This window comes from Coprococcus sp. AF38-1 (genome assembly GCF_003603945.1).
GTDB classification, from domain to species: domain Bacteria; phylum Bacillota; class Clostridia; order Lachnospirales; family Lachnospiraceae; genus Coprococcus; species Coprococcus aceti.
Genome location: NZ_QVGO01000001.1, coordinates 79,286 through 104,070 on the forward strand (window position 1 = coordinate 79,286; position 24,785 = coordinate 104,070).

25 protein-coding genes are annotated in these 24,785 nt (G+C 42.8%); 10 read left to right on the forward strand and 15 right to left on the reverse strand.

Going from position 1 to position 24,785, the window contains the following annotated elements:
• Window positions 1-51 precede the first annotated feature (51 nt).
• The 4 genes from DW025_RS00390 to DW025_RS00405 all read left to right on the forward strand — a co-directional run bounded on the left by DW025_RS00390 (window position 52) and on the right by DW025_RS00405 (window position 2,526).
• A complete protein-coding gene (locus DW025_RS00390; protein WP_330521857.1) occupies window positions 52-483 on the forward strand; it encodes a tyrosine-type recombinase/integrase in 432 nt (143 codons plus the stop codon).
• Window positions 484-718: 235 nt separating this feature from the next.
• Window positions 719-1,639, forward strand: coding sequence for a DUF4268 domain-containing protein (locus DW025_RS00395; protein ID WP_119998104.1), 921 nt, complete (start codon window positions 719-721; stop codon window positions 1,637-1,639).
• A 51-nt stretch (window positions 1,640-1,690) separates the two neighbouring features.
• Window positions 1,691-1,984: a hypothetical protein gene (locus tag DW025_RS00400; protein WP_119998106.1), complete on the forward strand. Its 294-nt coding sequence runs from the start codon at window positions 1,691-1,693 to the stop codon at window positions 1,982-1,984.
• Between the two features lie 302 nt (window positions 1,985-2,286).
• Window positions 2,287-2,526: a DUF6061 family protein gene (locus DW025_RS00405; RefSeq protein ID WP_006858432.1), complete on the forward strand. Its 240-nt coding sequence runs from the start codon at window positions 2,287-2,289 to the stop codon at window positions 2,524-2,526.
• A gap of 76 nt (window positions 2,527-2,602) precedes the next feature.
• On the opposite strand, the gene DW025_RS00410 is transcribed toward DW025_RS00405, so the two are convergent.
• From DW025_RS00410 to DW025_RS00450, 8 genes are all read right to left on the reverse strand, one after another.
• The gene (locus tag DW025_RS00410; RefSeq protein ID WP_119998108.1) at window positions 2,603-4,816 is read right to left on the reverse strand and encodes an FtsX-like permease family protein; all 2,214 of its coding nucleotides are present in this window, start codon (window positions 4,814-4,816) and stop codon (window positions 2,603-2,605) included.
• The gene (locus tag DW025_RS00415; protein ID WP_006858430.1) at window positions 4,806-5,573 is read right to left on the reverse strand and encodes an ABC transporter ATP-binding protein; all 768 of its coding nucleotides are present in this window, start codon (window positions 5,571-5,573) and stop codon (window positions 4,806-4,808) included. The genes DW025_RS00410 and DW025_RS00415 overlap by 11 nt, the downstream gene beginning before the upstream one ends.
• A gap of 111 nt (window positions 5,574-5,684) precedes the next feature.
• The gene (locus DW025_RS00420) at window positions 5,685-6,698 is read right to left on the reverse strand and encodes a sensor histidine kinase (protein WP_006858429.1); all 1,014 of its coding nucleotides are present in this window, start codon (window positions 6,696-6,698) and stop codon (window positions 5,685-5,687) included.
• Window positions 6,695-7,363: a response regulator transcription factor gene (locus DW025_RS00425; RefSeq protein WP_006858428.1), complete on the reverse strand. Its 669-nt coding sequence runs from the start codon at window positions 7,361-7,363 to the stop codon at window positions 6,695-6,697. Before DW025_RS00425 ends, DW025_RS00420 begins: the two co-directional genes overlap by 4 nt.
• Window positions 7,364-7,471: 108 nt before the next feature.
• Window positions 7,472-8,218 carry a DUF6040 family protein gene (locus DW025_RS00430; protein WP_006858470.1) on the reverse strand — a complete coding sequence of 249 codons (747 nt, stop codon included), beginning with the start codon at window positions 8,216-8,218 and terminating at the stop codon, window positions 7,472-7,474.
• Window positions 8,157-9,878, reverse strand: a complete 1,722-nt coding sequence (locus tag DW025_RS00435; RefSeq protein ID WP_119998110.1) for a MobA/MobL family protein — start codon at window positions 9,876-9,878, stop codon at window positions 8,157-8,159. The genes DW025_RS00430 and DW025_RS00435 overlap by 62 nt, the downstream gene beginning before the upstream one ends.
• A 327-nt stretch (window positions 9,879-10,205) precedes the next feature.
• Window positions 10,206-10,520 (reverse strand): hypothetical protein, encoded by a 315-nt coding sequence (locus tag DW025_RS00445; RefSeq protein WP_006859613.1) that lies wholly within the window; start codon window positions 10,518-10,520, stop codon window positions 10,206-10,208.
• A 140-nt stretch (window positions 10,521-10,660) separates the two neighbouring features.
• Window positions 10,661-10,891, reverse strand: coding sequence for a helix-turn-helix domain-containing protein (locus DW025_RS00450; protein ID WP_004843519.1), 231 nt, complete (start codon window positions 10,889-10,891; stop codon window positions 10,661-10,663).
• 171 nt (window positions 10,892-11,062) lie between these two features.
• On the opposite strand from DW025_RS00450, the gene DW025_RS00455 reads away from it, so the two are divergent.
• The 6 genes from DW025_RS00455 (at window position 11,063) to DW025_RS00480 (ending at window position 16,677) form a co-directional block, all read left to right on the forward strand.
• On the forward strand, window positions 11,063-11,692 hold the full coding sequence (locus DW025_RS00455) for a helix-turn-helix domain-containing protein (RefSeq protein ID WP_015529844.1): 630 nt from the start codon (window positions 11,063-11,065) through the stop codon (window positions 11,690-11,692).
• 86 nt (window positions 11,693-11,778) lie between these two features.
• Window positions 11,779-13,074 carry a tyrosine-type recombinase/integrase gene (locus DW025_RS00460; protein ID WP_006859611.1) on the forward strand — a complete coding sequence of 432 codons (1,296 nt, stop codon included), beginning with the start codon at window positions 11,779-11,781 and terminating at the stop codon, window positions 13,072-13,074.
• 512 nt (window positions 13,075-13,586) lie between these two features.
• Window positions 13,587-14,084 carry a low molecular weight protein-tyrosine-phosphatase gene (locus tag DW025_RS00465; RefSeq protein WP_119998112.1) on the forward strand — a complete coding sequence of 166 codons (498 nt, stop codon included), beginning with the start codon at window positions 13,587-13,589 and terminating at the stop codon, window positions 14,082-14,084.
• A 143-nt stretch (window positions 14,085-14,227) separates the two neighbouring features.
• A complete protein-coding gene (locus DW025_RS00470; RefSeq protein ID WP_119998114.1) occupies window positions 14,228-14,770 on the forward strand; it encodes a prolyl-tRNA synthetase associated domain-containing protein in 543 nt (180 codons plus the stop codon).
• 11 nt (window positions 14,771-14,781) lie between these two features.
• A complete protein-coding gene (rlmD, locus tag DW025_RS00475) occupies window positions 14,782-16,407 on the forward strand; it encodes a 23S rRNA (uracil(1939)-C(5))-methyltransferase RlmD (protein ID WP_243104851.1) in 1,626 nt (541 codons plus the stop codon).
• Between the two features lie 24 nt (window positions 16,408-16,431).
• The gene (locus DW025_RS00480; RefSeq protein WP_021683568.1) at window positions 16,432-16,677 is read left to right on the forward strand and encodes a DUF6061 family protein; all 246 of its coding nucleotides are present in this window, start codon (window positions 16,432-16,434) and stop codon (window positions 16,675-16,677) included.
• Between the two features lie 51 nt (window positions 16,678-16,728).
• On the opposite strand, the gene DW025_RS00485 is transcribed toward DW025_RS00480, so the two are convergent.
• The 7 genes from DW025_RS00485 to DW025_RS15015 all read right to left on the reverse strand — a co-directional run bounded on the left by DW025_RS00485 (window position 16,729) and on the right by DW025_RS15015 (window position 24,732).
• Entirely contained in the window at window positions 16,729-19,374 is a 2,646-nt protein-coding gene (locus DW025_RS00485; RefSeq protein ID WP_119998116.1) for an ABC transporter permease, read from the reverse strand.
• A 15-nt stretch (window positions 19,375-19,389) separates the two neighbouring features.
• On the reverse strand, window positions 19,390-20,061 hold the full coding sequence (locus DW025_RS00490) for an ABC transporter ATP-binding protein (RefSeq protein ID WP_118606060.1): 672 nt from the start codon (window positions 20,059-20,061) through the stop codon (window positions 19,390-19,392).
• Window positions 20,062-20,196: 135 nt separating this feature from the next.
• The gene (locus DW025_RS00495) at window positions 20,197-21,096 is read right to left on the reverse strand and encodes a sensor histidine kinase (RefSeq protein WP_118606063.1); all 900 of its coding nucleotides are present in this window, start codon (window positions 21,094-21,096) and stop codon (window positions 20,197-20,199) included.
• Window positions 21,089-21,766, reverse strand: coding sequence for a response regulator transcription factor (locus tag DW025_RS00500; RefSeq protein ID WP_118606065.1), 678 nt, complete (start codon window positions 21,764-21,766; stop codon window positions 21,089-21,091). The genes DW025_RS00495 and DW025_RS00500 overlap by 8 nt, the downstream gene beginning before the upstream one ends.
• A gap of 16 nt (window positions 21,767-21,782) precedes the next feature.
• Entirely contained in the window at window positions 21,783-22,955 is a 1,173-nt protein-coding gene (locus DW025_RS00505) for a hypothetical protein (RefSeq protein WP_118606068.1), read from the reverse strand.
• Between the two features lie 34 nt (window positions 22,956-22,989).
• Window positions 22,990-23,616, reverse strand: coding sequence for an alpha/beta fold hydrolase (locus DW025_RS00510; protein WP_055058962.1), 627 nt, complete (start codon window positions 23,614-23,616; stop codon window positions 22,990-22,992).
• Between the two features lie 12 nt (window positions 23,617-23,628).
• Window positions 23,629-24,732, reverse strand: coding sequence for a DUF6076 domain-containing protein (locus DW025_RS15015; RefSeq protein WP_055058963.1), 1,104 nt, complete (start codon window positions 24,730-24,732; stop codon window positions 23,629-23,631).
• Window positions 24,733-24,785 lie beyond the last annotated feature (53 nt).

The window sequence follows — 24,785 nt, forward strand, 5'->3', positions numbered from 1 at the left end:
AAAAACAAATGCCGGAACAAGGGTTATTCCAATGACAAATGAAGGACAGAGATGTTTCGAGCAATTATTGAGGATAGACCAGATTATAAGGTTGAAAAAGTGGTAGACGGTTACACGGGATTCCTTTTTCTGGACAAGGATGGAATGCCGCTTGTAGCCATGCATTGGGAACACAGATTCAATCATATGGTCAGCAGGTATAATGAAATTTATAAGGTTCAGATGCCAAATATTACTCCTCACGTTTGTAGACATACATATTGTTCCAATATGGCAAAGTCCGGCATGAATCCTAAAACACTGCAGTATTTGATGGGACATTCGGATATAGCTGTGACGCTCAATGTGTATACCCATGTAGGACTTGAGGATGCAGAAAAGGAACTTCATAAGATGCAAGGATTGGAAAATGCCAGAAAGGAGATGGGAATTTCGGATACGGATGATAAACCTTTGAAACAGAATATGTTCAAGGTGGTATGATAATATAATATATAATAAGGAAGAGATTTTGAGGACACTCAGGCTATACGGCTTGGGTGTCTTTTTGGCTGGTAAAAGAAGAACTTGGATGCTATAATAAAATTTAATCATTTAATATTTATTTTTGAAAGGTAAAGCATTGTAAAACAGAGAATTCATCCCGTATTGATATTATAGACTATTGTTAGCATCCGGGCGAGTTCTGGGTGCTTTTTGAGTGGAGGGATAAAAGGCTATGATTAACCTTGGTACATTAAAAGAAATTACTGATTTGAGAAGTATATGGCCACATGAAGCTTTGAATTTTACTCCTTGGGTGGCAGAGAATGTTGAATTACTTGCAGATGCTGTTGGTCTTGATATTACGGTTGATGAGACAGAGTCCTCTGTTGGAGACTTTAATGTTGATATCTATGCATCTGAAACAGGAACAGATAGAAAGATTATCATTGAGAATCAATTAGAAGATACAGATCATGACCACCTTGGAAAATTAATTACTTATGCATCTGGTAAAGATGCAGATGTGGTTATATGGGTTGTGAAACACGCACGTGAAGAACATAAGGCAGCAGTTGAGTGGCTTAATAATCATACAGATGATAAGATTGGTTTTTTCTTATGTGAGATAAAGCTTTTCCAGATAGGTGATTCTGATATTGCTCCATCATTCACTGTAGTGGAAAGACCGAATGATTGGACAAAAGAGATTAAGAAAACTACGCTTACAAACCCAACGCAGCAACAGAGACTTGAATATTGGAATGCATTCAATGATTATGCCTTTCAGAATACTGAATTCGCAAAATCATTTAATAAGAGAAAACCTAATACAGACCATTGGATGGATTTCAGTATTGGCTCATCAGCTTGCCACATCAGTGTTACGCAAATTCAGAAGAGAAATAAAGTTGGAGTTGAATTATACATAAATGATGATAAAGAACTCTTTAAAGGTCTTTATTCACATAAAGACGATGTGGAGTCTGCTATGGGCTTGGCACTTGATTGGAGAGAATTGCCGGAGAGGAAGGCAAGTCGTATTATCGTGGAAAAAGATGTGAAGTTTGATGATCAGAATGCCTGGCCACAGCAGTTTGAGTATATTATGGATGTCTGCATGAAGATGAAGAAGGCATTTAGAAAATATATATAAATAGAAGATTCGATTTTATTATATAAATAAATTAGAATTTATGGTGGCATTATGAAAAAAACAATTGTTAAGCTGATACTTTCATTTACAGCTTTTTTAGCCGCTAATATGTGGCTTATGTTTAAGGCAGCTGCTAAAGGCAGTGCTGACTATTTCTTCTCTCCAGTAGTAGAGGAAACCATTTTATTTATCCTTTTACAGCTATTTGTCATAGTCATTTACTTTATTCGTCCTCTCACAACAAAAAGGTCACAGTTAATCTATTGGTGTGTTTCCGAAGCGTTTGTTCTTATTACTGTTTTCTTTTGGGGGATATTTATTGTTGGACCTATATGGCTTCAATAATATAAATTCCAGTTGATATTTCACATATTTTAGGAAATTTAATAACTGTTATATTTGATTATCAAATTCTTCGCAAACCCTTGAAAATACTAAGTTTGTAGCAAGTGTACTTCCCCTTACTCTTTCCCTTGTGTTACATTCTCCCATTAGCTTTCATGAACCTTAATATGGGAAAAATTAAGGGAAAGAAAATTTCATAACACAGTATAACATATAACAATAACGACATGGTGAACTGATTGAAATGTTTTCGATATTTAACTCTATAACTGATTATCAAAAGAAAATGGAGATAAGATACGATGAGAACAATTTATGCAGAATACAACATAAATCACGATAGTATTGATGTTTACACAAGTGCTGGATATATGCTTCGCATTGACTGCTGGGAAGCTGAAAAAGATTTAAAAACCACATATGGATCAGAATGTGCACTTACTTCATTAGCTGTGGATGAGCCTTTGGAATATGCAAGATTATATCTTGAGGGCAATTTACAGATGTGGGTGGATGCAGAAGATTCATTAGAACTTTATTAAGTGAAAGAGGGATAGTGTTCATTAAGAGTGCTATCCCTCTTTAAAGAATGTGCGAAATGCAATAATTACATATTTTCTATGGATTAACAGAGCGCCTAAAAATAATCCATGTACTTATGAAGTAACAAATCAATAAAATTACCAAAATCCCCATTGTTGCCCCTATTTGTAACATCAATGTACTAAACCCAATATAGGCTGAAATTTCTGCTGATATGGTTTGGATAAAGTAAGCTATTACAACAGCAGCTACAATGATTGCTGTGATAATTGGAAGCCCAAACCAAACACTTAATTGTTGCAAGATAAGTTTTCCGATATGCTTTTCTTCCGCCCCCAATTTTCGGAGTACAGAGAAGCGATATTTATATTGTCCTGCGTCTAAGAGTTGTTGCAAAGAAAGTACGGTAAGACATATAACCATCAGTACGACAGCACCATAAATCATTGCAGTCTGTAAAATAAAGTTATTTGCTATGGAACTATTGATTTGCAGTGTGCTAAAACGCACGCCATAAATAGCCCCGGTTTCTGCCTGCTCGGGATATTTCTCTGTAAAAAGTTTTTCCAGTTTCCTTGCATTTTCATAGGAGATATTTTCCGTTGTTGTAATATATCGGTTTTTTATTACTGGCAACAGCTTTTCACAAATATTGTCTGGAAGTACATACAATACATTTGTATAGGAATTGTACGCTGTTTCTCCAATCGGATCCTCATAATAGGACTGCCCGGAAAGAGTCAATTCTCCTGCGTCTGTCATAATGCTGGTGTGTTCTTTCAAAAAGCTATCCCGTTCTTCCTCGGTGGCGATTGCTTTCCATTGTGTTGTAAATTCATCTTCCTCCAGAGAAATCTGTTCGTAACCCAGCATTTCCCGTATAGTGTTATAATCACTCAAAGAAATTGCTACAATCGGAAAATCATATTTCTGTCTGTTGTGAAAATCGTCTTTCTCTGGCAGATATAGATTGAACGTGCAATCATAAACTGTATCTATTTTGTGTTCTGTCAGAAACTCAGTAATGATTTCATAACTGTCTTGCGGCAGATTTTCTTCTTCATATACGTCATTATATCTTGAATATACCTGCACATCATACATAGAGCGCATATCCAAATAACCTGAAGCCCAGCCCGTCAAAATAGGGGCGGCAATAAACATGAAGATTGCAAGGACAAGGGTTATACAAATCAGCGTCATTGTTTTGCTGGTTGTATTTAGTTTTGATATAATTTGCCCGAAAAAGAACAGGTTTTCTCCCTTGTATCTATGTTCCGGCGATTTTACTTTCCATGCTACAATCAAGCTGCTGGCAAGATAAATCAATGCACAAATAAAGAAGAGCAAATCAATCAATACAAATACCAGATATTGATTCAGTATTCCACCATGTAAAGGCAAATAGTATTGATTGGTAAGAGCAGGTACGCTTGCTGCTAAAAAGGCGTGCAATACAGAACAAATAAGCAGCCCATCAATCAACTTTTGAAAAGCAATTTTTTTCTTTTTCAACATCCATAATGCCGCCCAGCCTAATGTAACAACAGGGAGCAAAATATTTCCCCAATACATGATTTTCACCGGGAAAACAAAGCGGGAGTCATAATAAAATCGGACATTTTGTATTCCTGAAAACAATTCCCATAAAGTAAACATTAAAAACAGAATTACTACGACAGGAATGAATCGGCTCTTTTTCAATTCTGGCTCATTTTCTTTCTCTGCGGAAAGCATATCAATAATTTTTGTTTTTTTGATTGTGCGTGTATTGAAAACTCCTACCACAAAAAAACTTACCACAAAAAATATCACTGTCAGCAAAACGGTGTCCGGGAACAATGTCCATGAGATTTCATAAGGCTCTCCATAAGCAGTAAGGAGCATTGCGGTAATGAATTGAGAGCAAAATACACCGCAAAAAATACCAATCAAAATGGAAAACATATCCATAATCAGTGTTTCTGCAAAGAAAATCCTGCCAATAGTTTTTTGTTCCATTCCCATAATGGACTGGACAGCAAACTCTTTTTGCTTCCGTCTTAGCATATAATGATTGACGAACCGTATCAAAAATAACAACAGCAATGTTATCATGCAGATTGCAATTTTCATTCCGTCACTTAACAGAGTAAAATCATACTCGCTGCCTATATCCGGGCTATAATAACTACTGGAAATAGACAAGAACGCATAAAACAAGGTAACACAGATTGTCATTGTGACAATGTAGACCAGATAGTCTTTTACAGACCGTTTTGCATTTCTGAAAACAAGTTTAGCATACATGGCTTTGTCCCCCTCCGATCATGGTAAGGACATTCAGAATTTTATCAAAAAAAGCACTTCTGCTGTCGTTGCCCTTGCGCAGTTCCATAAAGATTTCTCCGTCTTTCAAAAAAAGAATACGGTTGGCATAGCTGGCGGTAAAAGCGTCATGAGTTACCATAAGAATTGTCGCCCTAAGCTGTTCATTGATACTTTGAATGGTAGACAGCAACATTTGTGAGGAATGGCTGTCTAATGCCCCTGTCGGCTCATCTGCCAGTAAGAGCTTCGGGTTGTTGATAATTGCTCTTGCACAAGCACAACGCTGTTTTTGTCCGCCGGATACCTGATAAGGATATTTGTTTAGAATATCGCTGATATTCAGCTTTCCGGCTATATCCAAAATGCGGGATTCTACGCTCCCGGCAGGGACTTTGTTGATTGCTAATGCCAGTGCAATATTTTCTGAAATCGTCAATGTGTCCAGCAAATTGAAGTCTTGAAATATAAACCCTAAATTCTCCCTGCGAAAACGGGCAAGGGATTTTGGTTTGATTTCCGTTATATCTGTTCCATCTAAAAAAATATGCCCTGCACTTACGGTATCAATCGTAGAAATACAGTTGAGCAGCGTTGTCTTTCCAGAACCGGACGCACCCATAATTCCGAGAAATTCCCCAGCTTCCACAGAAAAGCTAATGTCTTTAATGGCTTTGGTAATATTCCCTTCATTGCCATAATATTTCTGGATATGTTCCAGTTTCAAAATCGTATTCATCTGATAAACCTCCTTAACTGTTCCATATCTTTATTGTAAATGGAGTATCTCATTTTTTGTATCAAGTTTTCTTACACAGTTCTTACAAAAATGTAAGAAGTGCAGAACCTGTCAGCCCTGCACTCCGATAATAAAATCATTCATTTGAAAGATAAGTGAAATCGTTGTTCCTCTGTTTTCGGAATAAGCAGTAAGCCCTATTCCCAGTTTATCACATAGACGCTTGCAAAGATATAAGCCAATTCCAGTAGAATTTTTCCCGGTTCGCCCATTCTGACCTGTAAATCCTTTTTCAAAAATACGGGGTAAATCACTTTTAGGAATACCTATCCCATTATCGCTGATAGATAGCACAATCTTGTCATTCGTTTTTGTTGCCCCAAAGTGCAAAATAGGCTGCTCTGCATGGTATTTGATTGCATTACCGATAATCTGATTTAAGATGAACCGCACCCATTTTTCATCGGTATAAACTTTTGTTTCTATATCGTCTATCTGAATTGACATATTGCTTTGACGCAAAAGATACTTATTATCTGCGATTGCACTATGCACAACATCGCATAAATTGACTTCACGGACAGAATAGTCTTTTTCAGCGTGTTCACTCCGGGCATAGTAAAGTGCCTGTTCTGTATATTGGTTGATATTCTCTAACTCTGCCAATACCTCTCTGGAAAAGGGAGAACGGTTATTCTCACACAGCAGCTTCATCGCTGTAATTGGTGTTTTTACTTCGTGTATCCATTGTTCAATGTATTCTTTATATTCCCTGCGTTCCCTCTGTACTTCGCCAATCCGTTCCAACATAGATTTTTCAGCCATTTTCATAATCTGGTAAAAAACCTGTTCATCAGCCCTTTCCGGCACTTGCATGATTTCCGGCAATAAATATCGTTCTTCTAATTGCTCCGTCATATTGAGCAATTTATTCAGATATTTTTTTCGTGAGAAATAAAATGCCAGCAAAGATAAAACAAGGACAATCGACCAGACTGCAAAAATAAACAGGACTGTTTGGATAGGATTATCGCTTGCAATCAGGAACAAAGCAAGGACAAGCATACCCAGCAGATTGATTAAAATAACGGGGAGTTGATTTTTCAAATATTGTTTTCCACTCATAATGTATATCCTTGCCTGTGTTTTGTTTTAATGAAATCTACAAGTCCGATTGCTGCCAGTTTGTCGCGAATACGGGTAATATTGACACTTAGGGCGTTATCATCAACATAAAGCTGATTGTCCCAAAGAAAATCCACAATATCATTTCTGGAACAGATTTTTCCGGAGTTCTTAAAAAGGTAGTAGAGGATTTTCAATTCATTCTTTGTCAATTCTGCTTTCTGTCCTTTGTACTCTATCATGCTACTCTCCAAATGCAGGGTAGCTTCTCTCCACATATAAATTTCTGTTTGAGGGGAACGGTAGGCTTTCTTTAACAATGCAGCAATTTTAGCAAGAAGAATAGCGGGATTATAAGGCTTTGTGATAAACGCATCTCCACCCAGCATAATGCTGTTCAGTTCGTCCATATCTGTATTGCTGCTTGTTACAAATACAATCGGAATATCTGAAAAGGTGCGAATCCCCGAGCATATTTCAAAACCGTTATTCCCCGGAAGTTTTATATCCAGAATAACCAGATGTGGCGCAGCTTCTTTTAACTGCTCTATTGTTTTGGAAAAATCCGTAACTGCAAATACTTCATATCCATTCCCAGACAAAAGAGTTTTAAGCTGTGTTTGTATCGTAAAATCATCTTCAATGATTAGTATTTTTTCCTTCATAGAGATACCTCCCTGACACTTTATTATACTGTATCAGAGAGGTTTTCTCAATCGTATTATTGAATGGGAATTTTAGAATGATTTTGTACATAGCTTTGTAAAAAATGCTTAATAGTTTCTTTTCTCAAGGTACGATTCTAAATAACACCTAAGTCCAACATATGCGCCCTGCAAAAGTACAAAAAGCAATAGAAGATTTACTGACAGTGCTTTTTTGATTGCTTCTCCAAAATAAATGATGACAGCAGCACTTGTCAGTATCATCAGTAGAGTAATGACATCCCAACACTTTTCCCTATATAATTCTATAACCTTTATTTCTATCAGTATCGCCAGTATCCCTGTTCCTGCCACACATATTCCTACAATCAATATTAGCAATATCCAATATACCATTCCGGCTATAAAAGGATTTGGAATTTTTGTGCTAATCTGTGCCACAGATTGCCCGACCTCAATCGTCCAACCGATAAAAGTTTGTATGAATGACGCTGCATCATGGAAGAATGATTTGCAATCGGAAAGGAGCACATCTGACTGTACTGCCTGAAAAAGAGTGGTTGTCAGCGAATACCATGCAAGAAGGAACAAGGTTGTTTGGAACATTACCGTTTTTGCTTTATATTGTCCTGCAAGTCGCTCTTTTTGTGTTTCGTATTTTGCTTTTGCATTCTGATAGTCTGTCCGGTCACAGGCTTCACATTTTTCATAGAGTACCGGCTTTTCTACCGGTATCTCTACGATTTTCTGATGTGTCCGGGCATAATCCCGTTGTTGTGTTAAGCATCGTATTTTATCTTGACATTCCCCTATCGTGACGTTTGCGCTTCGCAGCTTCTCTTTCTCGTTCCGCAATGCTCTGTCTGCTAGCTTCAAGTCGTTCTTTAATGCTTGAATATTCCCGGCTCTGTTCTCTTTGTTTAATTTCTCGTTCAAGGTCAGAGATTCGTTGAGCTGCGTCTTTAGTTCCACGATAAGCTGGTCTTTCTGTTCCAGTTCTTCTTGTATCTCCTCGGTCAAGAGGAGAAGTTCTTCCAACTGTTCGGCGTTCTTTGATTCTCTGGATTCGTTCATCTATATCACGTCCTTTCTCTATCTGCTGTTCCAGTTCAGCAATTCGGTGTTCTGTTTCAGTAATAAACTGTTTTCGCTGTTCAGTTTCTGTACCAATTTCTGCCATTGCTGATTTTCGTTTTCCAAAAGTTCTATCTTCGTTTTCTGTTCTTCCATCTTGGAAAGCAGTTCCTCGGTATTTGGCAAAATGTTGAGCAGCTCGGATAACTCGCTGTTTAATTTTTGCAATTTCTGATTCTGTTCCTGCATAAGAGAGAGTTGGGTGTCCCGGTTCTGCATTTCCAGAATCATTTCTGCCATTAAGGTCTGCTGTTCTTCGATTTGCCCAATCATGGATTCCATTAAGGGTATAATTTCCCGGCTTTCTTCTAATGTCATTTAATCGCTCCTTCCATAATGATAATGCACCCGATACTTTTCCAAAGGTGTCCAGTATCTTTTGCAATAACGTGTTTTGTTGTTTTATGATTTGATTTTCCGCTACTTTCCACGAACCTTTTATTTCCTGCCCGGCAAGAAACTTTTGTTCAATCTTTCTTGCGTCAGCGCCTTCATGGATGGTAGGAATCTGGAGTTTTCCCTGTTTTTCATAAGAACGGTGATCGACCTGATTATGCAAAGGAAGATGTTCATTACACACCTTTGCCCATTCACTCCGCCACAGTTCACAATTTTTTGGATTGTTCCATCCGGTAGCATCGGTCAGCACCCGTTTCCATTGCAGGCGGTTTCTTGCACCCATTTTCTGAATTCCGTTTTCGTCTAATACAGGGATACGGATTCCATGACGGTCAGGGTTTTTCTTATCCTGCCACCAGTTCGGATGGGATTCATCAATCACGATATTTCCGTTTTTATCTCTGAGAAAATCCCAATCCTTGACTTCTTTCTTTCCCCAAGAATGATCCGGGTTAAAAGGACGCATAGTCAGAAGCAGATGGACATGGGGGTTGCCATCCCCTTTATCGTGGATACTCCAATCAGCACACATTCCTCTATCTACAAAAGTTTTTTGAATATAGTCAGTTGTATATTGAATTTGTTCCTGTCTGTTCCATTCTTTGGGAAGGGCAAATTCAAATGACCTGCCAAGTTGGGCATCTGCATTTTTTTCAATCTTCAATACCTCATTCCATAACCTTTGTTTCTGAAATGTGATTTTAAATTTTTCTAAAGCAGCTTCTTTATCTTCTGATCTTTTGTATCGGACAGATTTTTGAAAGCGTTTTATATTTTCTTCTGGTACTATCTGCCATTCAGGAGGTGCGTTTTCACACATCATCAGCCGAGTGTAGACCACTTCTTTTTTAGAAGTGTAATAACTGATTCTCCCGGTTTCCTCGTTTTTCATCACATCCCCATTGAGATATGCGGAAGCGGAGATAACAGATTTCCCTTTACTTCGTCCGACTATTTTGACTGTGTAATGAAAAATCGCCATGTCTGGATTCCTCCTTTCTGCACATCCGGCATAGATTTCCGGCAACATTGCTTTCGGTTTTAGGAAAAGCAGCATTGCCGGAACGCCCTCTGCGTAAGAGTGCCCTGCGCATAGCAGCCTGCATGGAATGCGCCTCTCTGGCGAAGAGTGCCTCCTGCGGCATGAGCAGGTCTGGCTGAAAGCCCCGCCGACGGAACGAGCCCGGCAAGCGTGAACGCAGACCGGTTGCCACTTGTGGCAAACTTATTGGGACGACCTCTGGTTGTCCATAAGTGCGCCCTTCATGAAAAAGCAATGAAGGGAATGAAAAACTCATCCCCTCCGCCATTACACTTCCTCCATATCGGTATTGACTTCTTTCTGCATTGCCTTTGAGAAAAATTTCCCGTTGGCTTCCTGCCTTTTCAGAAAACCAATCAGCTTTGGGATGTCTTCTTCCTCAATAGGCGCACCGAGAACGGATTCCACCGCACCGCCAATCTGACAGAGCCTATGGGTTCGTTTTTTACTTTCTTCGGCTTTCTTTCGCTTCAGAAGTTCTTTCTTCTGTGCCGCATATCGTTTCGCCTTTTCAAGGCTTTCCTGCTCTTTCTTTTCCATTTCAAGCATTCGTGCTTCATAACTTTTTGTTGATTTTGCCATTCTTACATTCTCCTTTCCTTCACAAACATAAGTTCTTGGTTGCGTATCAGAAGAAGCACATGGTATAATCTTCTTGCGTGTAGGTATATCATGGCTTCGGTCTGATAGAACCTTTGGCGGTTTCTTGGGAAGCCGCCTTTTTAATTTGCCGCAGTTCTTGTTACGGCTTTTACATTTCCTCTATCCCTCAAATCACGACCTTCATTCGCTTCCATAAACATTTCCAGAATATCGGTTTTAATCAGGACTTTACGACCAACCTTTAATACCGGAAGTTTCTTCCATTCTACAAGCTGTCTTAAGGTGTTTCTGCCGATTCCCGTATAGTCGGCAGCTTCTTCGATGGATAATGCAATTTTTCTTTGCGTCATATAATCACCTCCTTATAAATTGCATTATGCAATTCCTGTGATGTAAGTATATCCTTTTCACATCTTTTTGTCAAGCGTTACGAAATGTTAAAAATAAATATTGCATTGCATATTGCAATTTCGGAAAAACAATGCTATAATTCATACATACCGAAAAAGGAGGCAGTCAGCATGAAAGATAAAGAATTACGCAAGCTGATAGGCAGCAGAATAAAACAGCGCCGTCTGGAATTGAATCTGACACAGCCTTATGTCGCAGAGAAGATGGGAGTTACCGCTTCTACAATCCTGCGTTATGAGAATGGTTCGATTGACAATACGAAAAAAATGGTGCTGGAAGGTCTTTCGGAAGCACTCCATGTATCTGTGGAATGGCTCAAAGGGGAAACAGATGAATATGAAACCGACATTACGGATAAGAGAGAATTACAGATTCGTGATGCGATGGGAGATATTCTGGAACAGTTACCGCTTGCCCTTACCAAAGAAGAAGATGCTTTTTCAAAAGATTTATTACTGCTGATGTTAAAACAATATGGTCTGTTTTTGGATTCCTTCCAGTTCGCCTGCAAAAACTTCAAGGGAAATGCTGGTCAGACGGATATTGCCAAAACGATAGGGTTTGAATCGAATGAGGAATATAATGAGATTATGTTCTTAAGGGAAATCACTCATACCATCAATGCTTTTAATGAGATGGCAGACATTGTAAGGCTCTATTCCAAGAAACCAAAAACAGCAGAACAAAGGCTTGCAAATCTTTTATCAGAAGTCTTATACGAAGATTCCGAATCGGTATAGTAAGACAACCGGAGTTATGATATACTTACACGCACGAAGCATTTCATCAGTTCCGATTGTCTAATATCGAAAGGAGACATACGATTATGGCAAAAGGATCTGTAAGAAAAAAAGGAAAGAAATGGTACTACCGCTTCTATGTAGAGGACGCAAGCGGCAATCTTGTTCAGAAAGAATGCGTTGGAACAGAAAGCAAAAGTGAAACTGAAAAACTGCTCCGTCAGGCAATGGATGATTATGAGAAAAAGAAATTTGTTGCCAAAGCGGATAATCTCACAGTCGGACAGCTTTTGGATGTGTGGGCAGAGGAGGAATTAAAAACAGGTACGCTCAGCAATGGTACGGTGGAGAATTACCTCGGAACAATCCGAAATATTAAGAAACACCCATTGGCAGAACGTAAACTGAAAAATGTAACCTCTGAACATTTGCAATCTTTCTTCGATTTGCTTTCCTTCGGGGGAGTTCATCCCGATGGAAAAGAGAGAAAGGGTTACAGCAAAGATTACATCCATTCTTTTTCCGCAGTCATGCAGCAATCATTCCGCTTTGCAGTATTTCCAAAGCAGTATATTACGTTCAATCCTATGCAGTATATTAAACTGCGGTATCAGACGGATGAAGTGGATTTGTTTTCTGATGAGGATATGGACGGAAATGTCCAACCAATTTCACGAGAAGATTATGAAAGACTGCTTGCTTATCTGCAAAAAAAGAACCCAGCCGCAATACTTCCAATCCAGATAGCCTATTATGCCGGGCTTCGTATTGGAGAAGCCTGTGGTTTGGCATGGCAGGACGTAAATCTGGAAGAACAATGCCTTACCATAAGACGCAGCATCCGATATGATGGCTCAAAGCGCAAATATATCATCGGACCAACCAAGCGGAAAAAAGTAAGGGTTGTTGATTTTGGAGATACACTGGTAGAGATTTTCCGTAATGCCCGGAAAGAGCAGTTAAAAAATCGAATGCAGTACGAAGAACTTTATCACACGAACTACTACAAAGAGGTCAAAGAGAAAAACAGAGTGTACTACGAATATTATTGCTTAGACAGAACGCAGGAAGTCCCGGCAGATTATAAAGAAATTTCTTTTGTCTGCTTAAGACCGGATGGTTGTCTGGAACTTCCGACTACTTTGGGGACGGTATGCAGAAAGGTGGCAAAAGCATTAGAGGGATTTGAAGGCTTTCATTTCCACCAGTTACGTCACACCTATACAAGCAACCTTTTAGCAAATGGAGCAGCCCCAAAAGATGTACAGGAATTGTTGGGACACTCAGATGTCAGTACCACAATGAACGTCTATGCTCACTCCACAAGAGATGCGAAACGAAAATCGGTTCGGCTTCTTGATAAAGTGGTAGGCAATGACTAAAAAATTTCCCTTATTTCCCTTGTGATTATCTCATAAGGGCAAAAATAAGGGAAACTACATATCATTTCACTAATGAACAGGCGGGAAAGCCTGTAAAATAGGGAAAGTTAGAGGAATAATTATATAAATTCCAGTTTGTGTAACTGAAATTAAAGCAACAGACCCAAATTGATGCTTTAGTTTTATAGCCGATAATACAAGAGTATGCCTATCTCAGTCCCCTTTCGTTAAATAATGCACACCCCCGTCAGTAGTCTGAACCCCCTTAACTGACTACGATTTGACTACTACACATTGCCTTGAATTGCACCATTTTGAAGTATTTTGCAAAAAGTGTAGTTTTAGAAAATAAAAATACGATGCCCGGAAAAGTCGATAAACCAACGCAAAACACGGCAATACAGGGCATTTTGCGCGTAACAACGAGCCTAATATGTCAATATGCTTGCATAATTGGCTATTTGGCGACTGTCGCGACATCGAGCGATAGCGAGATAGAACAGGAGAAATTTATGATTAGGGTATTATTCATCTGCCACGGCAATATATGCCGTTCCCCCATCTCCGAGTTCGTCCTCAAGGACATGGTAGAAAAGCTCGGCATAGCAGATAAATTTGAGATAGCCTCTGCGGCCACCAGCACTGAGGAGATCTGGGGCGGAAAAGGCAATCCGATATATCCGCCGGCGAAGGAAGTGCTGAGGGAGCATGGCATAGGTAAGACGGCTTATACAGACTTTAGTGGCAAGCGGGCAAGACAGGTTACAAGGCGGGATTATGAATATTATGATTACCTGCTCTGCGCAGATACAGCAAATGTGAGGAACACAATGCGCATAACCGGTCCGGACTACCAGGACAAGATACATTTGCTGCTCGATTACGCGGGAAGGCATGGACAATCTATAGCAGATCCGTGGTATACGGGACGATTTGATGAGACATACAGGGATGTGTGTCAGGGATGCGAGGGATTTCTTGAGTATCTCAGGCAAGGCAATAGGTTGTAGATATGTGTTTACACTCTCGAAGGCATGGTTTTATATTGATTTTATATTGCTTGTTTTATATAGCAACACCACAAGAAACGTGATATGATTTACGCGTAAATGCATGAGAGAAAATATATAAACCACCAACGGAGGGCACACAAATGGAATTATACAAAGGCAGACCGGATACAAATGAAGGACGACTTGAGAGGGAGATCAGAGTTTATGATTTCCTTGATGATCACGGCATAGAGTATTGGCGCACAGATCATGCACCAGCAGACACAATGGAAGTTTGCAGCGAGATAGATGCGGTGCTTGGGGCAACCATTTGTAAGAATCTGTTTCTGTGCAATAGGCAGAAGACACAGTTCTATCTGCTCATGATGCCGGGCGACAAGCCGTTCAAGACAAAGGAGATCACATCGCAGATAGGCAGTGCGAGACTTTCATTTGCATCGCCGGAGGATATGGAGAAGTATCTGGATATCAGGCCGGGGGCGGTCAGCATCATGGGTCTCATGAATGACCATGAGAATCATGTGCAGCTGCTTGTTGACGAGGATGTTATGAAGGGCGAGTATCTTGGATGCCATCCGTGTGTGAACACATCAAGTATGAAGGTCAGGACGGAGGATATATTTGGAAAGTTTCTTGAGGCGGTTCACCACGATATGATCAAGGTGACTCTCACTGGAGAATAGGAGCGATAAAAATGATGGCAGAGCGAAGAAACGGGGGCAAACCTCGCAGAGAAGAAAAAAATAAAACGAGTGGCAGCGTAAACGAAAGAAAAAGACAGACACATAGCAGAAAGTACGATGTAACAGGTGGAGAGAAACAAATAAAAACAGGAAGCAAAGGTAAAAATGTACAGGGAAAACCGCGACAGGCACACTCATCACAATATAAGCTCAACCCGAACAGTAAATGTCCTATATCCCACCTGTGCGGTGGCTGTCAGTATGTGGATATGCCATATGAGCAGCAGCTTGCTGAGAAACAGAAGTATATAGATGACCTGCTCAGCGTATTTGGTCCTGTGGACAAGATAATAGGCATGGAGAATCCGTATCACTACAGGAATAAGGTCACTGCGGCATTCAGGAGAATGAAGAGCGGAGAAATAATTTCCGGGGTGTACGAGGAGGGAACACACAATATACTTCCAGTCGAGAACTGTTATGTGGAGGATGAGAAGGCTGCGGCCATCATCAGGACATTTGCCGGACTGATAAAGTCGTTCAAGCTCCAGATATACAACGAGGATACAGGAACCGGACTTATCAGGCATTTGCAGATAAGAGTTGGAAGAAAGACCGGGCAGATCATGGTGATCATAGTTACAGCGTCGCCGGTATTTCCGTCCAAGAAGAATCTCGCAAAGGCACTTGTGACGGCTCATCCGGAGATTACAACGGTTGTTCAGAATATCAACATGAAGGACACCAGCATGGTCATCGGCGACAGGAATCAGGTTGTTTACGGTAAAGGTTATATAGAGGATATCCTATGCGGAAAGCGTTTCCGTATATCGCCGGGCAGCTTCTATCAGGTCAATCCGGAGCAGACTGAGGTTCTATATGGCAAAGCCATCAAGTACGCGGATCTCAAGAAGAAGGAGACTGTGATAGATGCCTACTGCGGTATAGGAACCATAGGCATAGCTGCAAGCGACCGGGCAAAGAAGGTCATCGGCGTGGAGCTGAATGAGGCAGCAGTGCATGATGCCCGGGTGAATGTGAAGATGAACAAGATACAGAATGTTGACATTTACAGTAACGATGCAGGTAGATTTATGGTGGATGTCGCTGAGGAAGGGGACAGCATAGACGTGGTATTCATGGATCCTCCGAGATCTGGAAGCACGGAGGAGTTCATGTCATCGGTCATCACCCTTGGACCTAAGAGAGTAGTGTATATATCCTGCGGCCCGGAGAGCCTTGCCCGCGACTTGAAATATATGATAAAGAACGGCTACCAGGTCATCAGGATGACCCCTGTGGACATGTTCCCACTCACCCGCGGGGTAGAGACGGTTGTCTTGCTTTCCAAGGGTAAGGTCGACTCGAAAAAGATTCGGGTTGAGTTCTCTTTGGAAGATATGGATATGTCCGAATTTCAGGATGGGGCAACCTATCCGCAGATCAAGGAGTATGTGTTGGAGCATACCGGGTTAAAGGTGTCCAACCTCTATATCTCACAGATTAAACGAAAATGTGGGATTGGGGTTGGTAAGAACTATAATCTGCCGAAGTCCGAGGATTCCAGACAGCCCCAGTGTCCACCGGAAAAAGAGAAAGCAATCCGAGAAGCATTCAAATATTTTGGGATGATCTAACATCCCGCAAAATGGAGGTTTCTTATGGATAGATTGATTTCTTGTGAGTTTAACATGGATACCGCTTGTGTGGAACTGAAATTTTTAGATGGCAGCATGATTGCCATTGATACCATCGCCGTGGAGAATGAGGTTGCTGACAATATGTATCAACGGTCAGAACTGGATTATCTAATCTACAATGATCCGGTTGGATATGCAGACTTGATCTTGAACGGTGATCCCGAAATTTATCTAAAAACTGTAACTGAATGTAAACCCTTAGATTAAAACTCAGCCCTCTGCCTTTTCCTTGGCAGAGGGCCGTTTTTTGCTTAACAGTTATTGAGCATCCCTTAATTGCTCTACAACACTGCATTTCGCTGCATTGTCATACATCATGCAAGGAATCAGCCACCCCAGCAGAAGAAATACCGGAATTGTCAGCAGGACAGGCAGAATGGTGAATCGATACTCAAAGAACCAGAACATACTGCCCAGCATTTTTCCTGCAAGAGGTCCCACCGCCAGCGACAGAATAAAGGCCGCCGATACGGAGGACATTGCGTAAAACAATCCCTCGTAGATCAGCATGGTTTTGAGCTGCCGGTTCGTCATTCCTACAGCCTGAAGCACAGCAAATTCACGGCGGCGGGAAAGAATACTGGTCATCATGGCGTTGAAGAAATTTAAGAGTCCCACCAGCCCGATGATAGCACAGAGGATACCACCTACCAGAAGGAACATCTGCCGGAACTGAGCAAACTCAGAGCGAGCCGTGGCCTTGCTTTCATACATCAAGGGTGAAAACTCACCGGCAGTGAGCTTCGATAGATATTGCTCTGCTTCGGCCTCGTCTGCGTCGTCTGCTGTGTCGAACAGGTAGAGCATCGGAATGGCCGCACCGCCGCTGTCCCTCTGTGCGGTATCCACAGACAAAACTGTCTCATATCCAATACCACCATAACGATAACTCATGGAATACGGAAGCTCTACCAAGGCGCAGACCGTGTACTCTACATCTCTGGCTCCATACAGTTTTTCCTGAAAGTACTCCTCCGGTGTATCTTCGGTGCGGAGTTCCCCGGTGCGGCTGTCGATATATTTCACATCGTCCGCATAGGTGGCGGTGATCGTGTCTCCCACCTTGGGGTAGTATTCAGGATTGGGCAGATTACCGTAGTCATCTAAGGAAACCGCAATGGCAATAGCGTTATTGTTTGACTCCAGCATAGGAGAAATATCTCCGTCGAACACTTGCAGCTTGTCAAACAGGCTGTTATCCAGAGCCTCGATTCTGGTATCTCCCATCACCATATCGCCCCGGTGCTCCATGCGGCTCATATGGCTGTCCAACTGCTCAGCACTTTCGTACCTTGCATAGTCCTGCCGCAGAGCATCCTCCGTCATCCAAAGATATACGGGTTTTCGCACAGCATATCCCGTGCCGGAAAGACTGGACTTTGTGTTTGCTGCGATCTCTCCGATCTGTTCTGGCGTGATGAATTCATCTGCTGAGTTGTAACGGAAATAGTCGGGCGTGCTGACGATAAAATCGGCGCAGGTCTTGGCGGATACATACTTCTCCATGCTGAAGCCGCCCACAAAGGTACACAGTGCATTGAACAGTGTCACCGACAGTGCCAGAGACACCACCACCAGTACCGTCTTTTTCTTGTTTCGTCCCAAATTGGCAAAGGCCATCTGATGGAGCTTCGCTCCCCGGGTGCTGCGCTGTTTTTTCTTGGTCTGCATTGCATCCGTATATTTGGTAGCCTCCACCGGAGAAACCCTGGCTGCCATTTTCCCGGGCTTGGAGCAGGACAAAAGCACCGTCAGCAGGGCAAACAGCACGGAGCCAACAAAGATCACAGGCGAAGTGCTGATGGTGGTGATGCCTGCATCCAACTGGGTGGAGCGCAAGACAACAGGCACCAGAACAGCGCCAATGCCATAGCCCAACAGCAGCCCCGCCGGAATGCCGATCAGACAAAGCAGAAGTGCCTGCTGGCGAATGATGCGTTTGAGCTGCCGGGGCGTTGTGCCAATGGTTTTCAGAAGCCCGTAAAACCGGATATCCCCCGCAACAGAGATCTGGAAAATGTTATAGATGATAAGATACCCGGTGAAAATCACCAGCAGCAAAAAAGCTGCTATGGCGATCACAAGTTCCGGATCGAGATGCGACTCCAGCTGGGATGAGGTATATCCCCAGTTGACGCCGATCCGGACGCTGTTGGGATCGGTATAGCTGTCCCATGTGTAGCCGAGATCGGTATCCACCTGCTCCATCTGCCCTTGAATGTTTGTACTGGAAGCCATCATGACATTCAAATCGGTGCGGAAAGGCTGTAAACCTGTTTTCACTGCCTGCGCTTCGATGTCATCTGCGTAATCACGGCTGATGTTGATGTAATGAACAGGCATTAGTTCATCATAGTCCCAATAGCCCACCAGCGTAAAGGTATCTGTTACAGTAAAGGCGGTTTGATCCTTGTCCGTAATGGAATAGGAAACCGTGACCTCGGCGCCCAGCTCCGGCGTTACGCCAAGCAGCTGCAACGCTGCCGTATCCATGGCTACCTCTTTGCCGCTTTCGGGCATCCGTCCGGTAGTAGGGGTTGCATAGCTCCATTTAGTGCAGTTGGCATCCATGTAGCTGATCTCTGCCGGTATTTTGGCAAAGACCCCCTCCGCAGTGATACCGATTACCTTCCGTGCCCCCGTAGCCTTCACCTTTGGGTGGGCAGCGATGCGTTCCGCCTGCTCGGGGGAAACATCCTTAAAGGTGCCATGCGCATAGCCGCCTACCTGCCGAAACTGGTAGGTTTCATAGCTGGCGTTCAGTGACAAGACAATGGTGAACATGGAAGTAAATAGCAGCGTTGTCAGCGCAATGGCAAAAATGGCGATCAGATTGCGGCGACGGTTCGCATAAAGAGATTTTAAGCTGAGCTTTCGAATACATTTTCTGTTTTTGACATTCATCGTAGCCACCTCCCGTTAGTTCTGGGAGACGATCCGACCATCTTCGATACGGATAATGCGGTCTGCCATCTGCGCAATTTCTTCGTTGTGAGTGATCATTACGATTGTCTGGGCGAACTTTTGACTGGTGACTTTCAAAAGGCTCAATACATCCTGACTGGTTTTGGAATCCAGATTACCTGTCGGTTCATCTGCCAGAATGATAGCGGGTGCTGCCGCCAGCGCACGGGCGATTGCCACACGCTGCTGCTGACCGCCGGAGAGTTGATTGGGCAGGGCATCCAGACGCTCATCCAGCCCAAGGGTCTGCACGATCTGCTGTACGAAATCCTTGTTGACCTTGCCACCGTCCAGCTCAATGGGTAGAACAATATTTTCATACACATTCAGCACCGGAACAAGATTATATGCTTGGAACACAAAGCCGATTTTCCTGCGGCGGAAGATGGTCAGCGCTTCCTCCTTCAGGGAGAAAATATCCTGTCCGTCCACCATGACCGTGCCGCTTGTAGGGCGATCCAGCCCGCCCAGCATGTGCAGCAGCGTGGATTTGCCGGAGCCGGATGTGCCGACAATTGCAACAAATTCGCCCTTCTTTACACTTAAATCAACTCCATCCAACGCATGAACTGCGTTATTGCCGGAGCCATAAATCTTTTTCAGGTTTTTTGCCTGTAAAACTTCCATAAATGAGTACCTCCATGAAAAAATCTGTATGTATGAAAGGAAATGATCCTTTGATACATACAGATTATCGCATAGGAATCTTTCCACATTCTTTCCGGCGGAAAATGAAATCTAACAGTTTTGATAGAATTGTTGTTATTTCGGCAGAAATATGGAAAACGTACTTCCTTTTCCCGGAACGGAAGCAACCTTGATATAACCGCCCTCGCCGGATATGATCTGTCGGGCAAGGTATAAGCCGATGCCGACCCCTTCCTGCTCCTGAACCGCCTTTGAGCGGTAAAAGCGAGCAAATATCTTCGCTTGCTCACTTTCCGGGATGCCTGAACCGGTATCCGATATATCGATCCTTGCAAACATTTCATAGCTTACGGCAGAAATAGTAATGGTGCCATGCTCTGTATATTTGATGGCGTTGTCTACGATATTAGCCAGCGCTTCCGCTGTCCATTTGAAGTCGAATACAGCAAAAGCATCGGTATCCTGCAGTCGCAAAGACAATCCTTTTTCAGAAGCCTTGGCGGCATATTGTTCTACTACGCTTTCAAGCAGCGGCTGTAGCGCTGCCGGCTGGGGGGAGAGTGAAATGATCCCATTTTCCAGTCTGGAAAGCTTTACGAGAGAATCGATCAAAAATCGCAGCTTTTCCGATTGTTTGTACAGCGCCTCCACATTTGCCTTCGCCGATGCAGGCAGAGTTTCCTCCTTCAGAAGCTCGCTGTATAACAGCAGGTTTGCAATCGGCGTTTTTGTCTGGTGCGAGATGTCCGCAATCAAGGTTTTGATTTTGTCTTTTTCCTGCGCTACATTTCGAGAAGATGCTTCTGCTGCGGAAAGATAGTGCGCAAACTTCGTTTCCAATGCAGACAGCTGGCTTTCATCAAAATTGGTTTCAGAAAAGGAGCCGGTCATGGCAGCGTCCAGCATCCTTTCGATTTCTTCCATCGTTTTTCTGATCTTCCTCCGCTCCCATAATACAGCAGCTATCGCCGCCAGAAAACACAGCAGTATGATCACAATGCCGGTTTTATTCATCTTTTGTCACCCAGCTATAACCGATTCCGTAGATGGTTTTAATGTATTTCTGTGCGCCAAGCTTATCCCTCAGACGCTTGATTGTAACAGACAAAGCATTTTCATCCACATATTCTGCGCCATCTGTCCAGATCCGGTCGACAAGGTCTCCACGGGTCATGGTTCGGCCTCGGTTTTCAACAAGCAGACGCAGTAATTTTTGTTCTGTTTTACTCAATTCCACTTTTGAATCTCCCACATAAAAGGTCATAGTCTCAAAGTCAAAGTGAAATAGATCCATATGGAACGGCGCATTTTTATGGTTTGACGCTTGCTTTCGCAGTTGGGTATTCACCCTTGCCCGCAAAACCGAAAGAGAAAAGGGCTTGGTAATATAATCATCAGCGCCCCTCTCCAGTCCGTCTACGATGTCCAGATCGGTGTCGTTGGCAGTCAGCAGAATAACAGGAATATAGGGTGTGTTTTCCTTGACCTCCCGGAGCAGCTCGAGCCCGCTGCCATCCGGCAGATTGATATCCAGCAGGATCAGGGATACACCGCCGCAAAGAAGCTGTTCCTTCGCCGTTTTTAGGTCTTGGCAGGATATAATCTGACGGTCATCTGCTTTCAGTGCTTTACTTAAACCCTGATTCAACCCTATATCATCTTCAATAATCAATAATTGTTCCATGTATCTCACTCCCTCGTTATTCAAAGGCCACCATTATTTCCTTGGGTAATTTTTCGTTCTCACAGTTCAGAAGATAGGCGATTGCTCTGCTTGCAAATTTGTTTATTTTCACTGTATCCCAATCGGCAAGCAAAATGACCTCTGCCTTGCCGTTCTCAAAATCTAATGATATTTCGCCCCATTCGCCGTCGCAGTCTGCCTGATATTCGTAGATTGCGGCGGCGATTTTCTTTTTTCGCTTGATCTTGGATTTCTGTTTTAGCCGGACTGCATGGATTGCGCCCTCGGCAACCAACAATTCCGTCAACTTGTCCACTGCTTTTCGGTAGGCTCGTTCTGCACCGCTGGCTGTACTGCCCTCAAACATAACCGCCAGTTCTTCAAAGGTGGGGCGGTCTTTCCATGAGCTGACACGCCCACAGGTCATGCAAATTGCTAACCGGTTTTCGAGCAAGGTCTGTTCCCGGTAATTCAGCTTCTCAAATGCCCGCTGCACCTTTTCTGCTTGTATGCCGTTCCAGAGGATATCGGTATAGTTCCAGCTATCGTCAAGGGCTACATCCTCGCCTGTTTCCTCGCCGTTCTCGTCTGTCACATAGAATGGCTGCTGATTGCGGATACCTCGCACAACTTTCAGATAGTCTTCGGCAAGAGCAAGATCACAGTTGTATTTCTTGGAAAACTCGTTGACCGCATCCTTGGTATTGTGGTACAGCCAAGCCATTGACCGCACCATTTTGTAATTAGTCAGAGAGGATACCGACCATTTTTCTTCGCCCATGCGAAAACGGAGCATAGCATCCCGGATGAACGGATAGATGTATGTAGCATACTCTGCGCCCTTGGTAAGGTCATAGTCCATCAGCTTTTGGAGCATTTGCTCCCGGCAGGAGAGCTTTATATCTATAAATCGGTCTGTGTCGTACAAATCGCCGCCATCCACACCGAGAAAGTCTTTGATGCGCTTGTTCAGCTGCGGCTCGTAGTGGTGTAGGAAGAATGAGAAATGTATCAAATTCTTTTCCTGCAAGGCAGACAGGATATATTCGTTCAGACTGCCCACCTTTGGCGGCTCAGGTTCCAGTTGGAAGATGCGCTCTGCCACATAGGGAATGATACCATCACCGTGCGGATTGACTTGGTGTTTCGGTATGTATCCGGTCATATTCCATGTAAAATCACTCAGCATAGCGCACCCCCCTTCTCATTTCTATAAGAATCCCTTAAGACATTCTTTCATAAAAAGCATGAAGTATTTCTGCCAATTCCTGCGGTGATTCAATATTAACTTCATGTCCGGCACCAATAATCGTTTTTAATTCCACGTTCTTAAGCAATTCTGCCAATTCAATAGAAGCATTTTTATTCGCAGTATCTTTCTCGCCATATAACAATAGTGTAGGGCATGATATTTTGTGCAGAGAGTTGTTAAAGTCCAACTCCATCATGGTTTCGCATAGAAGTAAGAAATCAGCTTTTCTAAATCCCATTTGTTGAAACATGGATTTAGGCATAAATCTAAAGAGAAGATTTTGAAATTTCAGAAGCTTCTTGGGCATTTTATATTGTGTGGCGATAAGCACCAAGGAGCGAACTTTTTTCGGATATTGTATAGCATAGTTCAGAGCTAATACGCCCCCAAGCGATAAACCGCACAAATCAATAGGCTCATCATATTGATTGCAGTAATCTGAAAATGCAGCATATAGATTATCATAGGTCACTTCTTTGCTATGAACTAAATCAGGAAGATTCGGACACAAGCTGTAATCAGTAGTTTGCAAAATATCTATTGTTTTTGTCCAACTGTCAGATGTTTGTCCTAATCCATGCACATATATTTGTTTCATATTGTTCCCCCACTAAATATGTATCTTAGCTTCTGCAAGCAAAGCAGCCTGTTCCATTTCTTTTTCATAAGCTCCTTTGGCATAAGCAACATCACTTTTTGCCCGGAGTTCTTTATCTTTTGCCAGTTTCTTCATGACCTCCGCAAGGTCAGCGTCCAGAGTACCACGCTTTACATAGCGATTTATGGTGTTCAGCCTCTTTTCATATATCTGGATAATCGGATGATCGTCTGCAAGCTCTCGCTGTTCTCTGCCTTTTAGATTGCCGATCTGCCGGCAAGTGCGGTGCAGCTTGTCCCCCGGTGCATAGCCGCCGCAGTATTTGGTGTGCCTTGCGTTGGTGGTGAGGAACCACTTGCCGCAGATTTTGCATTTTTTCGGGGCATGACCAACACATAAGCCCTCAAAAAGATCAGACCGGAACATCCCTACAAAGGATACATAGTGCATCCGCTTGACCAGCTTCGCAACTTTTTCGCCGGGACGGATGACCGATATATACTGAACGGAATTGTTCAGGGTAGACATCCAGGCATTGCCCTCTGTGATGGAAAACTCCGGTGGGAAATAGGTGCCGAACATTTTCGCAAAGCCCTCTGCGGTGCGGTCTGCTTCGTTTCCGTCCGATTGTTCTGCAAAATCAAGCATCGCCTTTTGGTATTCCTCAAGGGAGTAAGCCAGATGCCCGCATACAGCGGTATAGCGCTGGAGCATCACCGCATCAGCATATTTCGGAACTTCTTCGAACGGTAAAGAATTGGTTACGGCTTTTATGGCGAACTCCACATATTTCAGAGCATTGTCCGCAGTAAAGACCCTTTCTATTCGTTCCCGGTGCTTTGGTATATCCATATAGGAGAACGGCGGCGTTTTGCTGAGAATCTCTAACATTGTCAATGCAGCTTCCTTTGCCATTGGAAAGAGTGCAGAAGTATCCTGTCCGGCATTCAGCATCCCGAGCAGCAGATTGATTTTCTCGCATTGCTCGTTCATTTTTGTAATAGTATCCGCAGGAACATTCAGTGCATCACAGGCAAGCGTGCCGACAGGGAATGTTTTGCCCTCATATATGACCGTATCCTGCCAGAAGTCCAATGTCATCAATTCTTGGTTCATGCTTACCTCCTGTCCTGTTTTTTCACTTTCTTAATTGTATCATGCTAATGTAA

Bases quoted from the DNA above. Each gene is read 5' to 3' on its own strand.
- DW025_RS00490 (WP_118606060.1), bottom strand. From the start codon at position 20,061: ATGGAAGTTTTACAGGCAAAAAACCTGAAAAAGATTTATGGCTCCGGC.
- DW025_RS00425 (WP_006858428.1), bottom strand. From the start codon at position 7,363: ATGAAGGAAAAAATACTAATCATTGAAGATGATTTTACGATACAAACA.
- DW025_RS00470 (WP_119998114.1), top strand. From the start codon at position 14,228: ATGGAATTATACAAAGGCAGACCGGATACAAATGAAGGACGACTTGAG.
- DW025_RS00460 (WP_006859611.1), top strand. From the start codon at position 11,779: ATGGCAAAAGGATCTGTAAGAAAAAAAGGAAAGAAATGGTACTACCGC.
- DW025_RS00495 (WP_118606063.1), bottom strand. From the start codon at position 21,096: ATGAATAAAACCGGCATTGTGATCATACTGCTGTGTTTTCTGGCGGCG.
- DW025_RS00415 (WP_006858430.1), bottom strand. From the start codon at position 5,573: ATGAATACGATTTTGAAACTGGAACATATCCAGAAATATTATGGCAAT.
- DW025_RS00435 (WP_119998110.1), bottom strand. From the start codon at position 9,878: ATGGCGATTTTTCATTACACAGTCAAAATAGTCGGACGAAGTAAAGGG.
- DW025_RS00450 (WP_004843519.1), bottom strand. From the start codon at position 10,891: ATGACGCAAAGAAAAATTGCATTATCCATCGAAGAAGCTGCCGACTAT.
- DW025_RS00485 (WP_119998116.1), bottom strand. From the start codon at position 19,374: ATGAATGTCAAAAACAGAAAATGTATTCGAAAGCTCAGCTTAAAATCT.
- rlmD (WP_243104851.1), top strand. From the start codon at position 14,782: ATGATGGCAGAGCGAAGAAACGGGGGCAAACCTCGCAGAGAAGAAAAA.
- DW025_RS00420 (WP_006858429.1), bottom strand. From the start codon at position 6,698: ATGAGTGGAAAACAATATTTGAAAAATCAACTCCCCGTTATTTTAATC.
- DW025_RS00505 (WP_118606068.1), bottom strand. From the start codon at position 22,955: ATGCTGAGTGATTTTACATGGAATATGACCGGATACATACCGAAACAC.
- DW025_RS00500 (WP_118606065.1), bottom strand. From the start codon at position 21,766: ATGGAACAATTATTGATTATTGAAGATGATATAGGGTTGAATCAGGGT.
- DW025_RS00400 (WP_119998106.1), top strand. From the start codon at position 1,691: ATGAAAAAAACAATTGTTAAGCTGATACTTTCATTTACAGCTTTTTTA.
- DW025_RS00405 (WP_006858432.1), top strand. From the start codon at position 2,287: ATGAGAACAATTTATGCAGAATACAACATAAATCACGATAGTATTGAT.
- DW025_RS00510 (WP_055058962.1), bottom strand. From the start codon at position 23,616: ATGAAACAAATATATGTGCATGGATTAGGACAAACATCTGACAGTTGG.
- DW025_RS00410 (WP_119998108.1), bottom strand. From the start codon at position 4,816: ATGTATGCTAAACTTGTTTTCAGAAATGCAAAACGGTCTGTAAAAGAC.
- DW025_RS00465 (WP_119998112.1), top strand. From the start codon at position 13,587: ATGATTAGGGTATTATTCATCTGCCACGGCAATATATGCCGTTCCCCC.
- DW025_RS00390 (WP_330521857.1), top strand. From the start codon at position 52: ATGTTTCGAGCAATTATTGAGGATAGACCAGATTATAAGGTTGAAAAA.
- DW025_RS00480 (WP_021683568.1), top strand. From the start codon at position 16,432: ATGGATAGATTGATTTCTTGTGAGTTTAACATGGATACCGCTTGTGTG.
- DW025_RS00445 (WP_006859613.1), bottom strand. From the start codon at position 10,520: ATGGCAAAATCAACAAAAAGTTATGAAGCACGAATGCTTGAAATGGAA.
- DW025_RS15015 (WP_055058963.1), bottom strand. From the start codon at position 24,732: ATGAACCAAGAATTGATGACATTGGACTTCTGGCAGGATACGGTCATA.
- DW025_RS00395 (WP_119998104.1), top strand. From the start codon at position 719: ATGATTAACCTTGGTACATTAAAAGAAATTACTGATTTGAGAAGTATA.
- DW025_RS00455 (WP_015529844.1), top strand. From the start codon at position 11,063: ATGAAAGATAAAGAATTACGCAAGCTGATAGGCAGCAGAATAAAACAG.